Below are 21,255 nucleotides of genomic sequence, written 5' to 3'. Positions count from 1 at the left end.
TAATAGATTTTATAAAGAGGGAAATCACTGCAGCAGATAGCCATTAAAAGGGATTAATTTTGAATCAAAAAAACAAATAATATGAGAAAAATAATTGCTTTGTTTTTTATAATTATAAGCTACTCTTGTGATAAAGGGAATGCTGGAGAAGATAATATTGTAATAAAAAATTCAGATTTAAAAACTGAAATCCTGAAATTTAACGAAAATGCAAAATATCATACAGGAAGAAATACAGACAATACGGTTTCGGTAGCTTTTTGGAATGATAATAATGAAATTCGCGTAGGGCTTTATTCCTCCAAAAAACTTAAAAATGAAGACTATATTGGAAAAACCTATGCAGATAAAATAACTGTCTTTTTTTATTCTAATGACAAATCTGCTTTTAGAGATTTAATTGATGTAAAACTTACAGCTAAAGAAAGTAACAATAAAAAAGATTTTTCTGACGCTTATACAAGCTTTTATGTATATAAGAACGGAAAATTAGAATCAATTCCAACAAAGTAATGCGACTAACAAGTCGTCTTTCTTGGCTGTGAAGTTTTCGACTTTAGAAGTTGTAATCTAAAATACAATCATGGAAAAGTTTATCTGTATCAAATTATTATTCATTATATCAATAAGTTGCTCTGCACAAAAAACAATAGTAAAATAACTTACCGGCGATTAAAGTTTCTGTTTTTGGCGAAGGTTCGACTATAATTTTAAAGAAAGGCGATATAACACCTCCCGCTCCCAATCTTGAATATAAAGATTAGGTCATGACAAAGCAGTAAATAAGTATCCCTGCTCCCCGAAAAGCACCTTATAAAAAGTAGGAGGAATGCCGAAAATCTAACCGGATTATCTCAGGATATGCATATAATTGTTGTATTTCTATCTTAAATTTAATACTTCAGGAAATTGCGATAATCTTTTGAAAAAAAGAGAAGTTATTTCATTGATACTCATTGTCTCTGATTATACGGGCAAACTCAGGAAACATAATGGCTAAAGAATAATGTTAAATAGTATGTAAATATAACCCCACAAGTAGTGTTGAATAATAAGTTTGTTAAAATTGTAAGATTTAAGTTAGGGATATGTGAATATTGTATACTTTTATATAAAATCTAAAACATATCCTATGAAAACCTACAAAATTTTATCTGCTTTATTTTTACTAGCTGTTTTTGGAAAAGTCTATGCCCAAGACACTAGAACTGATTTTCACACGATAGGAATTACAATTCCTACAGTAGCCATTGTGGATATCGAACCAGCTCTGGCCAAAAACATTACGATGGCTTTTACTGCTCCTATAGAAGCGGGTTTGCCCATTGTAGCTCCGGCAAACAATGCTAGTTTATGGCTTAATTATTCTTATATTCCAACAACAAGCACAAAAACGGCCAAAGTATCTGTTAAAATGGATGCGGTTGTACCTGGTTTAGATGTAAGGGTTCTGGCAGCTACAGCTACCGGAACAAATGGAGGCGGAACATTGGGAACTAGTGCCGGAAGCGCGATAACGCTTACCGCGGCTGATCAACAAATTATATCAGCAATTGGAGCTTCGTATACAGGAGATGGTGCCGCCAACGGACACAATTTAACCTATTCATTAAACGCGACTAATTACACAGGTTTGTTTGCATCTACACCTTCAGTAATAGTTACTTATACCATTAGTGAAAACTAAAACCCATATTTTTTCAAAGATATTTAAACAAAAATAGTGTCGCTTACATAAAATCAGGAGACACTATTTTTGTTTAACTATTTACTTCTGTCTACCTATTTCAACCTACCTGCTAAGCGATGACTTTAAAAAAAACACTCTTTTTTATTGCAGTTTTCTTTGCGTATACTAATGTATTCGCAAGCATTGTTATAACCAATGGTTTAACACATAGTTACAAACTAAAAGAAGGAATATTGCAAAAAGGAATTATCACTATTCAAAACACTTCTGATATTGCTCAAAATGTAAAATTGTATCAACAAGATTATAGCTATAATGCTACGGGGACTTCATTTTATGAAGATTACGGAAAGAATAAAAGGAGCAATTTAAAATGGATTAAATTAAGTACCAATTTATTAAAAATAGAAGGCAGGAGTAAGACTGATGTGTCTTATGAAATCACTATTCCTGAAAATACCCCTGCCGGCAGCTTTTGGAGCGTAGTAATGGTTGAACCTGTAGATGATGTTGTACCAAATGATGTCAAAAACGGTATTCAGTTAAAAACGCTCATTCGTTATAGCATTCAGATGGTTACAACAAATGAAAAACCTGCGAAGGCTTTAATGACTTTTGATGCTATCAATTTAAAGAAAATTGAAGGAAAGCATGTTTTAGAACTTACAATTTCAAATAATGGGGAAATATTTCATATCGTTGAAGCCACCATTGAGATATTTGACAGCAAAGACGGCAGTAATAAAGGAAAATTCAAGAGCGATATACAGAGTTTGCTACCCAATAATTCTAAACTATTTACTATAGATTTAAGTTCAGTTCCTGTTGGCAATTATAATGCTTCAATACTTGCAAGTAGTGCAGAGGACCACGTTTTTGGAATAAATATCGAATTAAATATACCCAATGAATAAATGAATAAAAGAATAATTATATTATTTTTTATTATTCCGTACTTTTCTCAGGCACAAAAACTCGCGGTCGATTTAGTAAATCAGAATGAGTTTATTACACCGGGAAAGGTACAAACGTTGGTTTTTAAAATTACGAATCCATTTCCCAAGGATTTTTTAGTCACGGTAACGAATACTCTTCCTGAAGGTTGGGTTTTGGCTGCTGCACCTTATGATCTTACTTTAGCAGCAAACGAAACCAAAATATATTTAGTTGCTATTCAGGTACCCATTAATTCATCAAAAGGCAAAGACAAAATAAATTTAGTTATTAAGGACAAGACAAATAATATTTTACACTCTCAGGATTTTGTACTAACGGTCAGTCAATTGCAACGAATAACATTAGAACTTATTTCTGCATCAAGCTACGTAAAAGCAGGAGACACTATTAATAATTTTTTTATGCTGAAAAATGAGGGAAACGTCAAAGAAAATATTTTTATCGAAACCTCTGCCCGAACTTTTATAAAAGGTGATAATCCTATTTTGATATTACCTGGAAAGTCTGTCCTAATAAATGCATATCAATCTACTGAGCTTGAACAGCCTAAACCTTCACAAAATTTAATTAAACTTACAGCTTCTGTCAAAAACGACTCTGTTCAACCTGTTTTTGCCTCCCAGATAACAAATGTTATTCCTGTTTTTCCTGTAAATGAAGATGTCTGGCTTCGGTTTCCTATTAGAATAGCGGCAACCTATATTGGGCGACAAGAGCGGAATGATTTTGACAGCGGTTTTCAGGGAGAAATTTATGGAAGAGGAGCTCTAAATGAAGAAAATTCTAAATTACTTGAATTTAGGGCTATCGGTCCGGACCGTTTCGGATTAACGTCCTTTTCTCAGTACGAAGAATATTTTATAAATTATAAATCGACTAATTTTTATGCTCATTTGGGTGATAAGACCTTTTCTTCGTCATTTTTGACAGAGTTTTCAAGATATGGGAGAGGTGTAGAATTAAGGCAAAAATTCAACAAGTTAGAAGTTGGGGGTTTTTATAATAAACCCCGTTTTTTTAAAGATATTAAAGATGAAATCAGTGTTTATGCCAAGGTAAATTTTAATGCCAAAAATAATATACGCTACGGATATTTATTGAAACGAAAAGAGAACAATCAGGACGATCATCTGCACTATGTTGCCGGCGAGGGAAATGTTTTTAAGAGAGTTGCTGTACAAGGAGAATATGCTTTAAGCAGTAATAATGTAGCACAAGGAAATGCATGGCAGTTACAAACACAAACTTATTTTAAAGATCTGGATGTCAATGCGAGCTATATATATGCATCGCCTAATTTTTCAGGTTATTATACCAATACCCAATTTTTTACGGCTAATATTAATTACCGAATTTTACCCAAACTGAGCCTTTCGTCTAACTATCAAAAGGATGCAAGAAATTTTGAAAGAGATACTCTTTATGGAGCCGCGCCATACAGAGAAGCTTTTCAGGTAGGGATACGTTATAATTATTTAAAAAGAGGTGCGATTTCGTTCTTTAGCGGAACTCAGGAATATGAAGACAGAATGGAACATAAACAGTTTTTTTATAAAGAAATGTTTAGCCGTATTGAATTGTCTCAGGATATTTATAAATTTTCGATCAATCTTCAAATGTATTTAGCCGAAACGACTAATTTTTTGATTAATTCAAAAGGCGCATCATCACTATATACTGCAAATGTTAGTTATAACAACAAAGGAAATTCTATAAGTCTTTATGGTAGTTATTCGACCGTAAATCGATATGCGACAAAGGATGAGAAGCTGTTTTTATATGGAGGGCGTGTCAATGCTCATATTTACAACAGATGGGATGCCAGTTTATTTTATCAAAACACCTATTATCTGGAGGATTATTATACAGACAGAAATCTGTTGGAGCTGGCATTAAATTACAGAGTAGCTCCAAATCAACAAATAAATATTCTTTCCCGATATGCTTTAGCGCAGCATCAGATTGAGAATAAGGATTTTGCATTTTCAGTACGTTATGTTCTGGACATTAATGCGCCTATAAAAAAAATCAAAGAGTATGGTTTTTTTGAAGGAAATATCACTAATTTAGGGAGTGCACAAATAAAGGATATAAAACTTCATTTAGGTCCCTATTCAGCTATTACGGATGAAAATGGTCATTTTTTGTTTAAAAATGTGAAACCTGATATTTATTTTCTTGAAATAGAAGAAGGAACATTAGGTGTGCAGGATATTACCGATATTGACATTCCGGCTAAAGTTACCATAATCGAAGGAGGAAATTATTTCAATTTTGGTATTACAAAAGCTTCCGGTATAAAAGGAATAATACTACTTGACGAGAAAGATGCTGATAGCAAAGACCAAAGTGTTATTGTTGAAGTGATATCAGATAGTCAGGTTTTTAGAAAAATATGTGATATTACCAAACCTTTTGATTTTACCTATCTAAGACCCGGTGATTGGAAATTAAAAGTATATCGCAACGGATTAGACAGTAAATATAAAATTCAGACAGATGATATAAACTTAACACTTAACCCGGATGAAGATCAACAAGTTCAGGTTAAGATTAGTAAAACGGAAAAAGAAATAAAATATTTGCAAAAACCAATGAGAGTAGGTTTTAACACTTCAAAAGAAAAAAAATGATTTTTAATTCGATTCAATTTGTTTTAGGAGTATTCCTTTTTTTTTCTGGTAGTTTGTTTCTTTCGGCACAAACAACAGGAAGTCGCAATATTAATGTGAATCTTTCTGAAGTTGCATTACTTGATGTAGAACCTGCTATGACGGCTATTTCTTTTAGCTTTTTGGCACCCACAGAGGCTGGTCGCCCATTAACCATTCCTGCTGTTAATACTACAAAATGGTTAAACTATACGTCTGCTATAAAAACAACAACGCCCGCAAGATCTGTTTCTGCCCAAATTGATCAGACGTTCACCGGATTATTCGTAAAGCTTCAGGCTGCGGCTGCGAGCGGTAGTGGGGGAGGTACACGAGGGATTCCTGTGGGTAAAGTTACACTAACCACTGTGCCTACAACAATTATAACAGGTATTGGCGGTGCTTTTACGGGAAATGGTATCAATAACGGACATTTGTTAAATATTTCTTTAGAAATGGATGATTATAAGAAATTAGTACAAACTACTAATAAAATAATTACTATAACCTATACTATTAGTAACTAAAAACATGGTGAAACAATCTAGTATAAGAAATCGAATAAATACATCTATAAGATTATTGTCTTTAGTTGGTGCGTTATTTGTGTGCGTTGTTACCAAATCTCAAACGATTACGGTAGGAGGTACAGATTGGACTCCTGTTATCCCAACAATTACAGAAGCGGGATCTGATTATGTGGGAACTTATGAAAGCAGCTCTTCTCAAATTAATTTAAGTTTGTCAGTACCACTTCTTTTAGGCACAGGAAAGGTTTCAGTCAGATATGAACCCAATCCTACATGGAATAATTCTCTGAAAATTGATGTAAAAAAATTGAATAATGGATCAGGTTTATGCGTGCTTTGTAGCATGCTACCAAATCAGGCGACGCCATATCAGGAGGTTTTAACGAGTGATACGGAGTTATTTAGAGTAACTGCTGTTTTATCATTAGCAGCAGTAACTAATATTGGTTTAAACCTTCAAATACGCGGTGTGTCTGTTATAATTCCGGTTGCTAACTATAGTGCTCGTATTGTATTTACTATTGGTCCTCTATAAAAAATGTCAAATAGCCAGGTTTTATATTGTTAGTCAGATATCAGTGTTTATCAGTAATAAGGGGAATTATAAAAACGAAAAGCTCCAGATTTCTCTGAAGCTTTTATTTCATTGTTTACCTCTTTTAATTTTGATCCCAATCTGTTTAAAAAATCTGTGATAGGTAAAACGAGTACAAATCACACCGGTAAAAAGGCGGCTATTTTTCCAGGCAGTCTTAGGGATAAAAGCGATACAATTATTAAATTCTAGAAGAAGAAATAACCAACAGATACTTGAAATACTCCATTTTTATTTTTAATGGAAGAATTATCCACATTATTAATATCAGTTAATCCCAGATTGTATCTTACACCAAAATTAAGTCCGTTGTCAAGTTTATAGCCTAAGCCAAGATTAACGCCAAAATCAAAAGTATTAAAAGCATCTTTTACATCTGTCTTCTCATTTTTAGCAGAAAGTAAAAAACCTATTTGTGGTCCGGCTTCAACGCTTAATCCTTTTGTTACATAATATTTTCCCATTAAAGGAATGTTCAGATAATTTAAAGCAACTGTATTGTCATTGAAACTATATCCCTGACCGGAATACATTAATTCAGGTTGAAAAGAAAATTTATCTGAGATTGGAATTTCTGATACAACACCAAAATTAAATGATGTTACGACATCAAGACCTTTGGTATTATCTCCGCTGACATTTGCAAAGTTTAAACCTCCTTTAGCGCCAAATTTAATTTTTTGGGCATTGACATTTGCGAATCCTAAAACTGTAAGAACAGCTAGTAATAAAAATTTTTTCATAAAATGTGATTTGAATTATTTGAATGCAAAATTCACATAAGAAAAACTAGAAAAGGTTTCAAAAGCTTAAAAATGGATAAATTGGCACTTATTTACTTATCTTTTTTTTCTCAAAGCCACAGATTAAAGGATTAAAAATATTAGAAAAATCTGCCTGATCTCCTAAATCTGCCTGAAACAAAAAAACTTTACAATTTTAGGAGAGATTTATTTTGCAACAAATCATGGAAATCTCCTTAAGGTGATATTGGGCGTGAGTGTCCCGCTCGTAAACGCAAAGTTGTTTCAGGGGAGTCCAAAATAAAAAAGCTCTGGATTTCTCTAAAGCTTTATCTTAGTGGCCTACCGTTTGTAAACAAATATTATAAATCAATTTTGAACACGAATTTCACTAATTGACACAAATTCATTACGTGAAATTAATTTCGCAAACTAATATTTATTTTATCAGTTTATTAAAATCTATATCCAGCGCTCAATCCAAATTTTGCAACAATAGTGTGGTCTGTTTTATTTGCATTAAATAATAGACCGCCATAACCAACATTTGCTTCAAAAAGAAATCCGCTTTTACTGACCCACTTCCAGCCTCCGCCTGCACCGAGAGCAAAATCAATAACGTCGGGATTTTCGGTATATATTGAATGATCTTCTGAAGCGTATATTTTTTTGCCATCTATAGAAGTCAGCATTCCAAATCCTTCAACAAACCAGCCTGATGCATATTTTTTACCAAAATATCTTCTGTAATACGGAGATACGGAATAATTTAAATCTTCTTCATTCTTTGTATTGTCAAACACATAATAAAAAGAAAGTCCTAATGACGAATTATGATTTAAATGCCTTTCGTAACCAACCTGAAAAGATTGCCATAAAGGAGCAATTGCATTTAATTTAATTTCATTATTTTTCTGATAAGGATCAGTTTCATTTTGAGCATGAGCAGAATAAAAGGCAAACAAAACGATAAGTAGTAAAAAGTTTTTTTTCATAAAAAGTGATTTGAATTATTTGAATCCAAAATTCGCAGAAGAAAAACTAGAAAAGGTTTCAAAAGCTTAAGAATGTATAAAATGGTACTTATTTGCTGGTGTTTTTATATTCATTGGGTGTCTGACCAGTAACTTTTTTAAAAGCTTTGTAAAAAGTCGTTTTAGACGTAAACCCGGATTCTAATCCCATCGTCAACAAATTATAGTTGCCATATTCAGAATTTGAGATCATTTCCTTGACAGCTTCAACCCGATATTGATTGATGTAATGAGCAAAGTTATCTCCTGTTATCGTGTTTATAATTTGTGAAACATATCCTGGGCTTATACCTAGTTTTTCGGCAACCTTTTCTCTGTTTAAAGTACTGTCAGTATAAATGTGCTGATCTTTGCAAAGAAGTTCCAGTTTTTGAAAATAAAGATTATCAGCCGTGATTGCTTCCCTGTATTCTTCGGGTCTGCTATTTTCTACAATTTGTAGATTGCTATAGGAAATAGCGAAGTCATTATTTAGAAAATTGTAGACAGCATCTTTGTCTTTGGCCAGTTTGTATTTGTAAATACCTATGTAAGCTGTCCAATGAATTATGAATGTTGCTGATAAAGCGAGAGCACTCAAAGTAGAAGAAATGTCATATTCAAGAAATAGGCCAGCCAGACAAGTAATAAGCCAGGCAAATAACAAAGAAGAAACAATTGTTAATAAGGTAATGATCCATTTTTTTTCTTGTGAATCTTTTAAATGTCTTATAATAAAATAAGAGTAAAGCAGCAGGGAGGGTATAAATGTAACGGCTAAAAAAGTTGAATAAGACCAAGTATTGTGATTATAGCTGTACCTAATTTAGGAATAGCATAAAGTCCTGCAACATGATCAAGGTCGTTTATAATATTAAGGACAGCGGAATAGACAAAGGGAATAAAACACAAATAAATTTTTTGTTTGTTTTTAACAGAATCATCAATCCGGTTTATAATAAACAGAAATAGAAAAGCAGGTAACAGAAATGGCCATACGACATTGTCAATAATGTGTAGAAGAGGATAGGAAGTATATGCATCTTCAATCTGAAAAACCTGAGTAAGTAAAATAATTGAAAGTGTAAATAGTAAATACGCCAGATATTTATTTGAATTACTATTGAATAAGGAAGACCTTAAAATAATTAAGCCCAAGACTATACCTTGAAAAATCGCAATATTTAAAAGTGTTGTATAAATCAATTTTTTAATATAAAAGTTGCTTCTGAGATTTGTTCTGGGATATCATGATAATCAGTCATTTTTTTAAACATAACTTATTTCATACGAATTGACAAGACGAATTTATAGTAATACTAATTACTTCCTTAAAGGATTAAGAAATGATTAACTAAAATGTTTCGCCCCAAAAAGCTCTCATGCAAGCTGTACGATTGTTTCCTGAATTCGCACCTGAATCAGAGATTGTTTTGTAAATGGATATAAGCGAAAAAAGCTCCAGATTTCTCTGAAGCTTTGTATCAATAGCGCCAAGCATTGAAATAGCTGCAGTATTTTAGCATACACATCTTAAATTTCAAAATTGTTATTCTATTTATACTTACTCAAATCCAGATTAAGAATAGTACCAACCCTGCTAAACTCTTCATTAATCCTGGCATTCAGGATGAGCTGTTCATTTTTTATTGGATGATTAAAAATTAACTGATGTGCGTGAAGCATCATTCCTTTCAGGTCATAATTCTCCAGCCATAATTTATTTTGTTTGTTGCAACCATGTGGCCGACTTCCTAAAATAGGATGAAAAATATGTTTAAAATGTTTTCGTAATTGATGCATACGTCCCGTTTCAGGAATCGCCTCTACCAAACAATATCGTGACGTGGGCTTGTTGTTAAATTCTAACTCAACTTCGGCATTTTGCAAACGATGAAAGTATGTTATTGCATTTTGTGTAACGTTATCATCATTGGTTAAATCATAATCAATCGTTTGTTCTTCGGGCGACCAGCCCCGTAAAATTGCTAAATATTTTTTTTCGACTTCGCGTGTGGCAAAACGATCATTCATAATTTTCAAAACTTCCTTATCCAATGCAAATAACAAGACACCAGATGTTTTGCGATCTAACCGATGAACGGGATAAACATGTTGCCCTATTTGATTTCTCAATTCCTGAATAGCATACACTTTTGCATCGCGCGCATAAAATGACTTGTGAACCAATAATCCGCTTGGTTTATTAATTGCTATAATATATTCGTCCTGGTAAAGAATTTCTAACATTTGGCAAAAGTAAACGAGATTTCGATTAAAATCACTTTTAGGACTTATTTGTTTCTATACTTTCTCTACAGCTAGTGTGAGCAAAGAGATATTTGACAAAATGGGCTAAAGCCTTGTTTTAATAGCGAGAAACATTTCTCTGCTTTTTGTTTGCATTTCCGCTCATATAAGTGCCAAAAAAGCATCAATCAGATTAAAAGTGTATTTGATAGTTTGTAGTGAAAAAATTATATATTTGAAAATAAATAATGTGTGAAATTTATCACAAATATCTACCCGAATTTGGTTGGCTTTGTGTGGTTTGTAATAGGCATAAACAAGTTAGCAGTTACCTTAAAGAAACAATAGTGAATAATACAATTTTAGCATTAGAAAAATTAAAAAGCATTGAAAAATTCTCAAGCGAAGAATGGGAAAATCGTGGATTGAATCCTTCAGAAAAAAGTCTATGCATTACACTTGAAAATTCTTTTAATGATTTACTATCGGATTTAATTTCTGCCAATAATTCAAATAAATCAGATAAAGAAATTGAGAACGTATTTGGACGCTATTTCAAGGAAATTAAATCTGACGAATTAGATACAGAAGAAATAGAATTTGTTGTGGATAATTTTGCTGAGATTGCGAAAATTTGAAACATTCGGAGTATTAATGAAAAATTAAACTTTTGGACATACGGAATTGAGGATTATGACCATGAGAAGGCTATTAAAAAAGCTTCGGAAAAAATATTAGCAGAAGAAAGAAAAAGACATGAAATTCTTTCCATAGAATGCCAAAAATGCAAAACTCAATTGGAAACTTTTATTTTGGAACGAGATAATGACATTCCTAGTTTTGAGTTTGACATCATTAAATGTGTAAAATGTTCTGAACTCAATATTCTCGATAAAGGTTGTGGAATAAAAAGATATAGATTCTTAAATTATGAACTAATGGAAGAGTTGCCAAAAGAGGAATATGATTTACCCAAAGCTTTACAGAGATTAGAACAATTAAAAAATCGTAAATAGAGGCAACTGGTAACAGCTACAACGGATTTAGGCAATTGACATAATGGGAAGTTGGTTTTGTATTTGGTTTGATTTGGCAAATTCGAAGAATGAACTTCATTTAGCTTCAAATCCTCAACAGTACTAGAAAGTTTACCAAAATAGCATTAGATGACACAGAAAACTCAAGAACATAACAGGTAATGAAACATCACTTTGGAGATTTTTTAGACAGAACAAGAGACTATTGGACGATAATTCCAAATAGAGAAAGATTTGCATTTATTGCAGATTTTACAATCGCAAACAAAGACGAAGTGAAAATTCTAACTATAAGCAAAAAACAAGAGAAAGTAAATTGGGAACAAATGTTTGACTGTCCAAATCTTGAAGAAATAACACTTAATGATCCAAGTAAAGAACAAGTTGAAGCTATTGGTAGACTAAAAAACATAAAACGGTTAAGAATAACTTTTTTCAGAGCAACAGACATAGAGTTCATTAGTAGCCTAAATAATTTGGAGGAGCTTATTTTCGAATATGTTTCGGGGTTTTCTGATTTGACTCCACTTTCAAAACTTACAAAACTAAAATCTTTACATTTTGAAAATATTCGTAAAGTTTCCAATTTTGACGGACTAAAAGAAATAGATAGTTTACGCTATTTACATATTGATGGGACTATTGATTGGAACCAACCAATTGGAAATTTTGAGTTTTTAAAAGAACTTCCAAACCTTGAAGTTTTTTCATTGGGCTTTATAATCAACAAGTCGGAATTCCCGGCCTTTTTACCGATTTTGCATTTAAAGAATTTGAAGAAAATAAAAATTGGACGAGCAACTTTCAAAACAAATGAATATGCTTTTTTACAATCTGCAATTCCTGCTGTTGAAGGATGTTCATGGGACTTATGTTGGGACTATCAAGACAATTTTGAATTTTTAGGTAAAAGAGCAGGATTTGTAAAAAAGAATAATCCACTTTTAAAAGAAAGGTGTGACGAATTTATACGCACATTTGAAGAAATGAAAAGAGAGTCAGAAACCATAATCAAAAGCTACTGTGGCTAGCAACTACTACGAAGAAATTGTTCATTGGCTTTAATGGTAAATCATAAATTTTATAAAGGATATTAACTTTTTATAAATTATTCTAAAACAAAAAAAGTCTCAGATTCTCTCAAGTTTTTTATCAAGCTGTAGTAACACGTTAGTTACAAATTTTATACAACACACACAAATGAAAAAAATATTATTCATAATTTCAATTATATTTAGCATTACATTACAAGGACAAACGGATATTAAATACCATGAAATTGATTCTTTAATCGAGAGTAATTCAATGATAAACTCGATGAACGCAATTAAAAAGCTTAAAGAAGATTTTGCAAAAGATTCAATTAGTTCAAATTATTGGCTCAGATATTCAAAAGCTTCATTTGTTTTTTTTAGATACGAAGATGCTTCATCCGGTATTGATAAAGCGATTAAATTAAGCCCAAACGATTCAGAGTTGTATTTTGAAAAAGGTATGCTTAACAATAAAATCGATAAACTTGAAATAGCGTTGCAAGCATTTGAAAAGGCTACAGATATAAAAAAAAAGGGTGAATATTTTTACTGGAAAGGTATTGTAAACCAACGGTTGAGAAGAATGCAGAGTGCTGAAAATGATTATCAAACAGCTATTGAATATAAATTTGAAAGCTCACAATTGTTTAACAATTTTGCAATTCTTTTGTCAGAAAGCGGAAAGAATGAAAAAGCGTTGGTAATGATTAATAAAGCAATTAATCTAGATAATAAATATCCAGAAGCGTATTCGGCAAGAGCTAAAATTAACTTCGCATTATTAAATTTTGATTTGGCTTGTAAAGATGGAAAAAATGCAATAAAATTAGGGCATCGAAATCCCTTTCAAGTCCCCGATTCAATTTGTAATGGTACTTTAAATCAAAAACTACAATATGCCTCGGATGTATTTGTTGTAAATAAATTATATAAACAAGGCATTATTGCCTACACAATGTTGATAAACAATAAGGCTGCAAAATCAGATAATTTTTTAAATCGAGGTTACTGCTATTTTCAAATTAAAGAGTATGTAAATGCCGAAAAGGATTATCTTAAGGCCTTATCTCTTCCGGAAGCAGTAATCGATCAAATTTATGATAATTTAAGCTTGTTATATTTTGATATGAATAATTTTGAAAAATCAATACAATACTCAACAAAACGTATTGAACTAAATCCAAAAAACCACGTTCCCTATATTGACAGAGGACTTTGCTATAGGAAATTAAAAAATTATGAAAATGCTGAAAAAGATTTTAATAAGTCTTTAGAATTGAAACCTGATTTTTTTAGAGCATTTGGTTACCGTTCATTTTTATTTTTGGAACTAGGTCAATATCAAAAATCATTAGAGGATGCTGGTAAATCAATTAAAATAAATCCCCAATATGGTTATGGTTACATTGTTCTGGCTCAAGCAAAACAACAAATTGGAATATCCGATTTCTGTGAAGATTATTACAACGCAAAAAAATATGGTGAACCTGATGCTGAAAAAGGAATAAAAGAATATTGTAAATAAAAAATCTGCAACTAACAGCTACAACAGATCTGGGCAATTGACTTAATGGAAAGTTAGTTTTTTATTTGGGATGATTTGCTTCGCCTGTTCGCTATGGCTCAGGTGGTAAATCTGAAAATAGGGTTCAATTTAGTACCAAAAACCACTGTAGTAATAGGAAGTTAGGCGACATTTTAAAGTATATCCTTGCCAAAATAAGTTGCTCCGAATAAAATATAATTAATAAAACAGATGAATTTAAATTTAATAAAATACCTAAATCAAATAATAATTGCTATTTCTATCATTGTATTGTTTCCTGCATGCAAAACTAACAAATCACTCGTTAGAGAAAAAAATGATATAAAGGAGGTGAATATTTATGTAGCAGGATATGAATATAACGATAGTAAGTTTGAAAGTTCAATCGAAGAAATAGCCGATGAAGTAGGCATGAAACAAGTTGTGAAATTGTGGAAAAACGGAATAGATATTCCATTAGAAAATAAAGAATTGTATTCAGAAGCAACTGCAGTAGCGGTAAAAAAACAAGATGTTTATGTAGTGGGTTCTATTAGACCTCATAAAGAATATGTGGCAGCTATGTGGAAAAATGGGGAAATACAAAAACTGACAGATGGAATAAAATCTGCTTATACAAGATCAGTGTGTATAAAAAACAATAATGTTTATATTTTAGGAGCCAAATATGATTTAACTAATTATGTAGCGAAAGTTTGGAAAAATGGAATTTCAACAGATGTGATTAGAAGTGAGAATTGGGTAGATGTATCTTCCATGTTTATTTACAAGGGAGATGTTTTCATTTGTGGTCATGAACAAAATGGAGATAGAGATGAACAACGTTACAAGAATAATAGTATCGCAAAAATTTGGAAAAACGGGAAAGCGCAAAATTTAACCGATGGACATAATAATGCGTATGCACTCTCTTTATATATAGACAATGGTGTTGTTTATGTAGTAGGATATGAAATAGAAAATAATAAATATATAGCAAAATTATGGATAGATGGCAAAGCGCAAAGTATTTCTGATAGCAAAAATAATGCTTTTGCAAAATCAATTTTTATTAGCAAAGGCAATGTTTACATTGTTGGTAGTGAAACTATAAATGGAATAGAGGTGGCAAAATTATGGTCTAATGGCAAAGCTCAAAATCTTACGGATGGCAAATATCGTTCTATAGCCAATTCAGTATTTGTACATAAAAATAATATTTATGTAGTAGGGTATGAAAAAAATGATAACGATAGAGATGTTGCAAAATTATGGATTAATGGGGAGGCTAAAAATCTTACAGATGGTGCGAAAAACGGATATGCAAATTCTATATTTGTTGAAGATGTAAGATGAAAAAAGGAGCACATCTCACCGAAGAGTTCTCCTGACTTTGCACCCGCAATCTAAATGTTTTAATTATAAAAATAGTATAAACCAAAAAAGCTTCAGATTTCTCTGAAGCTTTGTCTTAGTAGCGGGAAGCATTCAATTATCTAACCAATTTTTCAAAGATTATTATAATGTTCTAGCATGTGCATCTTAATTTTTTTTTCTCTACTTTTTATTTGTGTAGACACTCATATAAGTGACAGAAAATATTAATAAAATTAAAAGTTTTTTTGATAATTTAAGAAAAAAAAATATTTTAAAATAAATAATGTGTGAAATTTATCACATGTATCGAGTCAGATTTGGATCACTTTGTTTAATTTTGTCACACTTATAAACAAGTTATGCGTCATTTTGGCGAACTGCTACAATCATATAAATCAAAATGAAAAGACTTTATACTTTAGTACTTAACCAAAAACGAACTGGATTTAAAAAATTTTGAACATCACTATAAAAATATTACGAAAAAGAATAAAAACGAACGTATAATTTAGAATGCTACAATGGATTTACGCAATAGGCTTAATAGGAAGTTGGTTTTATATTTGTGATGATTTGATAAATTTGAAAAATGGGCTTAATTTAATTCCAGACCCGCTGCACTACTAGAACGTTATGTGGCATGCTACCGAGCTAAATGTTCAGAACTTTTAATCATAAAGTAAATATAAAATCCAATATTAAATAAGGCTCTTAAACTAAATACAAATATCCATAGACAAAATGAATCAACAAAAAATTGAACAAATTAAGTCGATACTAAAGCAGTGGAATCCTCTAGGAAATGCTGAAAATAGCATTCAAGATTTAAATGACTATGAAACGGAGGTTGACGATATCATTTTTAATCTTGAAATAGATTATGACTTTCCAGAAAAAAGTGTTACCAAAAAACAGTTATCTAAAATTGTCAAAGAAGTCCTGAATCAAGCTTTTGACTTGTACTTGACGAACTCAGAATGTGATGCTCCTTCAGAAGAAATATTGGAGGTTCTGAACCAGAGATAAAAGCACGCCACATAACATAGATGCTACAACAGATTTGGGCAATCGGCTTAATGAAAAGTTAGTTTTGTATTTGTTATAATTTGGTAAATCCAAAGAATGGGTTTAATTTATTTTTAAACGCTGTAGTCCTATGACGTTGGGTGCACAACAACTCCAAAAGGACTTATAAAGACTCGAAACAATTTTCCTTGAACACACTCACTGATAGTTTGTGTTTTTTAATTAAAAAAGATTTTTAGAAACACAAAAAAGCCTGAGAAATCTAGATTTCTCAGGCTTTTACTTTTACTTGTAGCCCTAACGGGACAATTCTCGAACCGTTTTGTGAATGATTTAAAAATATTGAAAGGGGAAAATGATTAATTGATAATTTTCAGATTTCCAAAAAATGATAAGTCATTATACTTATAATACAGTTAGACAAAGAGGAACAGAAAGTTCAAGAATTCTTAGAATGTTACTGTTACCTACAATGTTTAATGATACTGATTATTAAAGTGTTAAAAATAAGAAAGAAGCAAGGAGAATATTAAATATAATACAATAGTTGTATATTTGTAAAATGAGACCAAAAGTCAACATAGTGGACGTTTTTCCTAAATATTTATTTTGGGATATGGATTATAGTGAGCTTGATATTGAAAAAGATAAAGCTATTATAATTCCGAGGGCATTGTATGCCACTACTTCGGAAACTTTCGAAGCAGATATTCAGCTTCTAGAAGGACTCTATACTTCTTCTGATATTGTAAAATATCTAAAACAGACAAAAGAGAATATAAGTAATAAGGTATGTCTGAGTGTTGCTGATCGATATCACGTGAAGCCTTTTCAGCGTTTTGTACTGTCAATTTAATATCCTTTATAAATGAATGCTGTGTCTTCGGAAATATTAAAAACTATTTTGGAATTGCAGAGTTTGCCTTCACTCTCGGAATTTGCCTTGGGAGGAGGGACCAATCTTGCTATGCAGTATAATCATAGAGTATCTGATGATATTGATTTATTTTGTCCCGATATAATTGGAAGAAGAGGTTTTAATAGAATAAAAGATGAAGTGTCAATGTTTTATGGTGATAAAGCTATTCGATTTGATAATCCCTGTGATATTGACGACCAGTTTGTTTTTATGAGATTTTTTATTGTGATTTCCAAAGAAACAGTTTTAAAAGTTGAACTTCTTCAAAATATGAAGAACCTTTATCCAATTGAAATTAAAGAAGGTATTCGGTTATTGTCAAAGCTGGATATTGGATTGTTCAAATTGGTCAGTGCAGCAAATCGTGCGACAAAAAAAGATATTTACGATCTTGATTTTATAACAAATGAAATTCCTTTGGTAAAACTCTATGATGAATTAAAAATAAAAATATCCAGATACAGTAACGAAAAAGACAGGACTATTTTTGATTTAGATAAAAACCAGTCTCCAATTGATAATCCTCAACTTCTTTTAAAATTTGATGATGTTCAAGACTCAATGAAAATGCCCTCTCATTCGCATGATAATCTACATATCGTAGGAGAAAATAAACAATGGGTAGTATCAAAAATTGAATGGAGAAGTAAGGTAAGGGGATTATATTCACATTTAGGTTTGACTTTTCCAAGGCCTAGGGGGATGAGAATCAGATAAAAGTTTAGGGGATAAATTTTATGAAGTCCGGGAGCTTACAATCTCATATGTTGATTTCAAATGAAAATAAAATTATTAGCTAAAGTAGAGAAGTTGGAGAGGTGTTTTCCTTAGATCTATTATATTGTTTTTTTGTAGTTTCCCGTGGTTAAGCCAAGAACCTGTGTTTTCGGCGACGGGTATGATTTCGACGAATATTGAAGCGTGCACGTAGCCGGGATACTTCGGACAGTATTGAACTTTTAGAAATGTTTTTTGTTCTTAGAAGATTCGAAGAAGTGCTATTTTGGAAAAATTAAAGCACTATTTTTTGTAAATCGAGAATTTCGATGATTATCAATAATGAAATATTAACCGCATTAATTCACTGCAATTATAAAGCCTATTTAAAAGGTTTGAATTCTCAGTCCTTAAAAACTGATTTTGAAAATGTTATTGATGAACTACGGAATATTAAAAAACAAAATTACATTGATAAAAATTCGATAAAACAAGAGTTTAAGGGACAATTATTCAAGGATAAAAATCATTATGAGGTAAACCAAATTTACATAGATACAGTATTTAGCAAAAACAAAATAAACATTAAGGTGGATGGATTGTATTTTGACGAAAAGAAGATGTGTCTTATTCTAATTAGTCCTTTAGAAAAAGTAACTAAACTAGATAAGTTAACTGTTGCACTTCAATCATATTTCATTCAGTCTGAATTTAAACTGAAGATTGATTTCGTTAAAATAGTGTTTGGAAAACAATTTAAAGAAGCAAAATTAAAACTCTCCAATTTTCAAAAGGAAATAAGCGAAATTATCTCTTTAATAAGAAATCTTGAAAATGCAGTTAATCCACCAGTTTTTTATAAAAATACGCATTGTCAAGTTTGTGAATTCAGTAAAGACTGTCTTGATAAGCTTCTTGAGAGAGATGACTTGAGTCTTTTAGGTAATTTGAAAGAAAAAGAGATACAACTGAAAAATAATAGGGGTATTTTTTCTGTGAAACAATTATCATATATATTTAGGGCTAAAAAAAATCCATATATCAAGAGAAAATTTTTACCAGAATTAAAAGCATTAGCGATTCGGGAACAAAAAACGTATATCCTTGAGAGGGTTGATTTGGAAAAACATGATATTGAGGTGTTTATAGATTTTGAAGGTATTCCCGACAGAAGTATAAATTATCTAATTGGTTTAATTATAAGAAATGGTGATATAGAAAATAAATATTCATTTTGGGCTAATACTGAAGAAGAAGAAACTAATATTTTTATCGAATTAATTAAGGTACTAAAACCTTTCAAAAACTTTGTGTTGTACCATTATGGCACTTATGAAATTCAGGGATTAAAAAGGATTTTAAAAAAGATAAGTCCTGAAGACCAGAATTACATTAACACCTTAATTGACAATTCATTTAATCTTTTAACTATTCTTACTAATTGCATTTATCCACCAACTTATACCAATAGCCTTAAAGATATTGCTCATTTTTTAAATTTTGAATGGTCAGATAAAAATGCATCAGGTTTACAAAGTATTTTTTGGAGATATAGTTGGGAGCTTGATAATCAAGCTAGCTATAAGGATAAATTAATTAGATATAATATTGAAGATTGTACAGCCCTAAAAGTTATAAAAGATTGGATTTGTAGTATTCCTAAACTTGATAATGAAAATTTTGAAGATGTTAAAGATTTAAAAAAAAAATCTGTGTATAAGTGGGAGAGAGCAAATTTTCTAGTTCCAGATTTTCAAATTATTAATAGTTATGCTCATTTTAATTACCAAAGGGAAAAAGTTCTAATAAAGACTTATCCTAAAATTGGATTGCAAAAGACCACTAGAACTAAGTCGATAATTTCACTGCGACCAAATAAGATTATTACTTCTCAACGTCCTAAAAAATGTGAATCGTGTAATTGTGAAAAAATGTATAGACACAGCATTGAAGATAGGACGGTTGTAGATTTAAAAATAACGAAAACAGGAATTAGGAGAATTATTATTCTCTATAAAAATGCAAGATACAAATGTGATAATTGTAAGAAAATAGTAAGGCCCACAGATGAGTTTAACATCAGAAGCAAATATGGACTTCAATTACAGAATTGGATTATCAATCAAATGATTCAATACCGAATTAGTTACAATAAGATTTCTGAACAATTAAAAGAAAGTTTTGATATTGATTTTATCCATAGCAATATAATGCGCACTAAAGTGCAATTTGCAAACAAGTATAAAACAACATTCAATGAAATTATCAATATAGTTAAGAGTAGTTCTGTTATTCATATTGACGAAACAGTTTTTCATATCAGGAATGAATCTTGTTACGTATGGGTATTCACAAATATTGATGCTGTTTTTTATTTATTTAGACCAACTCGAGAAGCGGACTTTTTAAAAGAATTTTTATGTGATTTTAATGGCGTTCTGATTAGTGATTTTTATGCGGGTTATGACGCAATGAAATGTGCAAAACAAAGATGTTTAATTCATTTAATACGGGATATAAATGACGATTTGGTTAAGAATCAATTTGACGTTAGTTTTAGAGTTATAGTGATGAATTTTTCCAAATTATTAACCAATATTACAACTACAATTAACAAATTTGGGTTGAAGAAAAGAAATTTAAATAAGCATAAAAAGGAAGTTGATTTTTTTTTCAAAATGTTGAATAAAACTGATTTTGAAACAAATATTTGTTTAAAATGGAAAAAAAGATTTAACTCAACTAGAAACGAACTTTTTACTTTTTTAAATTATGATGGAGTACCTTGGAATAATAACAATGCAGAAGCAGCTATAAAAGCCGTTGCATTGTATCGTAGGGAGTATGATGGTTTGCCGACAAAAAAAGGGATTCAAGATTATCTCACTCTTTTAAGTATTCAGCAAACATGTAAATATCAAGGGGTAAATTTTTTTGAATTTCTAAGATCGGGAAAAATAAGTATTTATGATATGTGAAAAAATAAAATTTTTTAGACAATGTATCGTATAAAATTTGTGATTTAATAGAAAATCTATGATTTTAGTGAAAGAAAAATAATCAAATATTGTATTATCTCGTCAAAGAAATCAAGTTTAGATTGCAGAAGTATTAAAGTTAAATTAGTATTATCATTTCGTTTTTTAACTTAATGGGACTCGAACCAACTTTTCCTTGAAAACACTGCATGC

Annotated in this window: 19 protein-coding genes; 15 read left to right on the top strand and 4 right to left on the bottom strand. The window is 31.0% G+C overall.

The window, feature by feature from the left end; all coding sequences use genetic code 11:
* Positions 1 to 81 precede the first annotated feature (81 nt).
* The 6 genes from ACQKCJ_RS04470 to ACQKCJ_RS04445 all read left to right on the top strand — a co-directional run bounded on the left by ACQKCJ_RS04470 (position 82) and on the right by ACQKCJ_RS04445 (position 6,363).
* Positions 82 to 513 carry a hypothetical protein gene (locus ACQKCJ_RS04470; RefSeq protein WP_427401470.1) on the top strand — a complete coding sequence of 144 codons (432 nt, stop codon included), beginning with the start codon at positions 82 to 84 and terminating at the stop codon, positions 511 to 513.
* 619 nt (positions 514 to 1,132) lie between these two features.
* Positions 1,133 to 1,687: a hypothetical protein gene (locus ACQKCJ_RS04465; protein WP_271334963.1), complete on the top strand. Its 555-nt coding sequence runs from the start codon at positions 1,133 to 1,135 to the stop codon at positions 1,685 to 1,687.
* 119 nt (positions 1,688 to 1,806) lie between these two features.
* Positions 1,807 to 2,604, top strand: a complete 798-nt coding sequence (locus ACQKCJ_RS04460; protein WP_271334962.1) for a hypothetical protein — start codon at positions 1,807 to 1,809, stop codon at positions 2,602 to 2,604.
* Complete coding sequence (locus tag ACQKCJ_RS04455; RefSeq protein ID WP_427401469.1) at positions 2,605 to 5,280, top strand: hypothetical protein; 2,676 nt, start codon at positions 2,605 to 2,607, stop codon at positions 5,278 to 5,280.
* A complete protein-coding gene (locus ACQKCJ_RS04450) occupies positions 5,277 to 5,825 on the top strand; it encodes a hypothetical protein (protein WP_271334960.1) in 549 nt (182 codons plus the stop codon). Before ACQKCJ_RS04455 ends, ACQKCJ_RS04450 begins: the two co-directional genes overlap by 4 nt.
* A 4-nt stretch (positions 5,826 to 5,829) precedes the next feature.
* Complete coding sequence (locus ACQKCJ_RS04445; protein ID WP_427401468.1) at positions 5,830 to 6,363, top strand: hypothetical protein; 534 nt, start codon at positions 5,830 to 5,832, stop codon at positions 6,361 to 6,363.
* A 248-nt stretch (positions 6,364 to 6,611) separates the two neighbouring features.
* On the opposite strand, the gene ACQKCJ_RS04440 is transcribed toward ACQKCJ_RS04445, so the two are convergent.
* From ACQKCJ_RS04440 to ACQKCJ_RS04425, 4 genes are all read right to left on the bottom strand, one after another.
* Positions 6,612 to 7,166, bottom strand: coding sequence for a porin family protein (locus ACQKCJ_RS04440; protein ID WP_427401467.1), 555 nt, complete (start codon positions 7,164 to 7,166; stop codon positions 6,612 to 6,614).
* A 455-nt stretch (positions 7,167 to 7,621) separates the two neighbouring features.
* On the bottom strand, positions 7,622 to 8,161 hold the full coding sequence (locus ACQKCJ_RS04435; RefSeq protein WP_271334957.1) for a DUF3575 domain-containing protein: 540 nt from the start codon (positions 8,159 to 8,161) through the stop codon (positions 7,622 to 7,624).
* Positions 8,162 to 8,249: 88 nt separating this feature from the next.
* Positions 8,250 to 8,846, bottom strand: coding sequence for a helix-turn-helix domain-containing protein (locus ACQKCJ_RS04430; protein ID WP_427401466.1), 597 nt, complete (start codon positions 8,844 to 8,846; stop codon positions 8,250 to 8,252).
* Positions 8,847 to 9,733: 887 nt separating this feature from the next.
* Entirely contained in the window at positions 9,734 to 10,429 is a 696-nt protein-coding gene (locus tag ACQKCJ_RS04425; RefSeq protein ID WP_271334955.1) for a pseudouridine synthase, read from the bottom strand.
* A gap of 347 nt (positions 10,430 to 10,776) precedes the next feature.
* On the opposite strand from ACQKCJ_RS04425, the gene ACQKCJ_RS04420 reads away from it, so the two are divergent.
* The 9 genes from ACQKCJ_RS04420 to tnpC all read left to right on the top strand — a co-directional run bounded on the left by ACQKCJ_RS04420 (position 10,777) and on the right by tnpC (position 21,042).
* Positions 10,777 to 11,067, top strand: coding sequence for a hypothetical protein (locus ACQKCJ_RS04420; RefSeq protein ID WP_427401465.1), 291 nt, complete (start codon positions 10,777 to 10,779; stop codon positions 11,065 to 11,067).
* A gap of 159 nt (positions 11,068 to 11,226) precedes the next feature.
* Positions 11,227 to 11,445, top strand: coding sequence for a hypothetical protein (locus ACQKCJ_RS04415; RefSeq protein WP_427401464.1), 219 nt, complete (start codon positions 11,227 to 11,229; stop codon positions 11,443 to 11,445).
* 182 nt (positions 11,446 to 11,627) lie between these two features.
* Positions 11,628 to 12,497: a leucine-rich repeat domain-containing protein gene (locus tag ACQKCJ_RS04410; protein ID WP_427401463.1), complete on the top strand. Its 870-nt coding sequence runs from the start codon at positions 11,628 to 11,630 to the stop codon at positions 12,495 to 12,497.
* A 169-nt stretch (positions 12,498 to 12,666) separates the two neighbouring features.
* Entirely contained in the window at positions 12,667 to 14,025 is a 1,359-nt protein-coding gene (locus ACQKCJ_RS04405) for a tetratricopeptide repeat protein (protein WP_427401462.1), read from the top strand.
* A 231-nt stretch (positions 14,026 to 14,256) separates the two neighbouring features.
* A complete protein-coding gene (locus ACQKCJ_RS04400) occupies positions 14,257 to 15,381 on the top strand; it encodes a hypothetical protein (protein ID WP_427401461.1) in 1,125 nt (374 codons plus the stop codon).
* A 762-nt stretch (positions 15,382 to 16,143) separates the two neighbouring features.
* Entirely contained in the window at positions 16,144 to 16,428 is a 285-nt protein-coding gene (locus tag ACQKCJ_RS04395; protein ID WP_427401460.1) for a hypothetical protein, read from the top strand.
* Between the two features lie 562 nt (positions 16,429 to 16,990).
* Entirely contained in the window at positions 16,991 to 17,284 is a 294-nt protein-coding gene (locus ACQKCJ_RS04390) for a DUF6922 domain-containing protein (RefSeq protein ID WP_427401459.1), read from the top strand.
* 12 nt (positions 17,285 to 17,296) lie between these two features.
* The gene (locus tag ACQKCJ_RS04385) at positions 17,297 to 18,064 is read left to right on the top strand and encodes a nucleotidyl transferase AbiEii/AbiGii toxin family protein (RefSeq protein ID WP_427401458.1); all 768 of its coding nucleotides are present in this window, start codon (positions 17,297 to 17,299) and stop codon (positions 18,062 to 18,064) included.
* Positions 18,065 to 18,393: 329 nt separating this feature from the next.
* Positions 18,394 to 21,042 (top strand): IS66 family transposase, encoded by a 2,649-nt coding sequence (tnpC, locus tag ACQKCJ_RS04380; RefSeq protein WP_427401457.1) that lies wholly within the window; start codon positions 18,394 to 18,396, stop codon positions 21,040 to 21,042.
* The last annotated feature ends 213 nt before the right edge of the window (positions 21,043 to 21,255 follow it).

The sequence above is a fragment of the Flavobacterium sp. NPDC079362 genome, assembly GCF_050267765.1.
In the GTDB taxonomy this organism is placed as follows: Bacteria; Bacteroidota; Bacteroidia; order Flavobacteriales; family Flavobacteriaceae; genus Flavobacterium; species Flavobacterium azizsancarii.
This window is presented reverse-complemented; position numbering and strand designations above follow the sequence as displayed.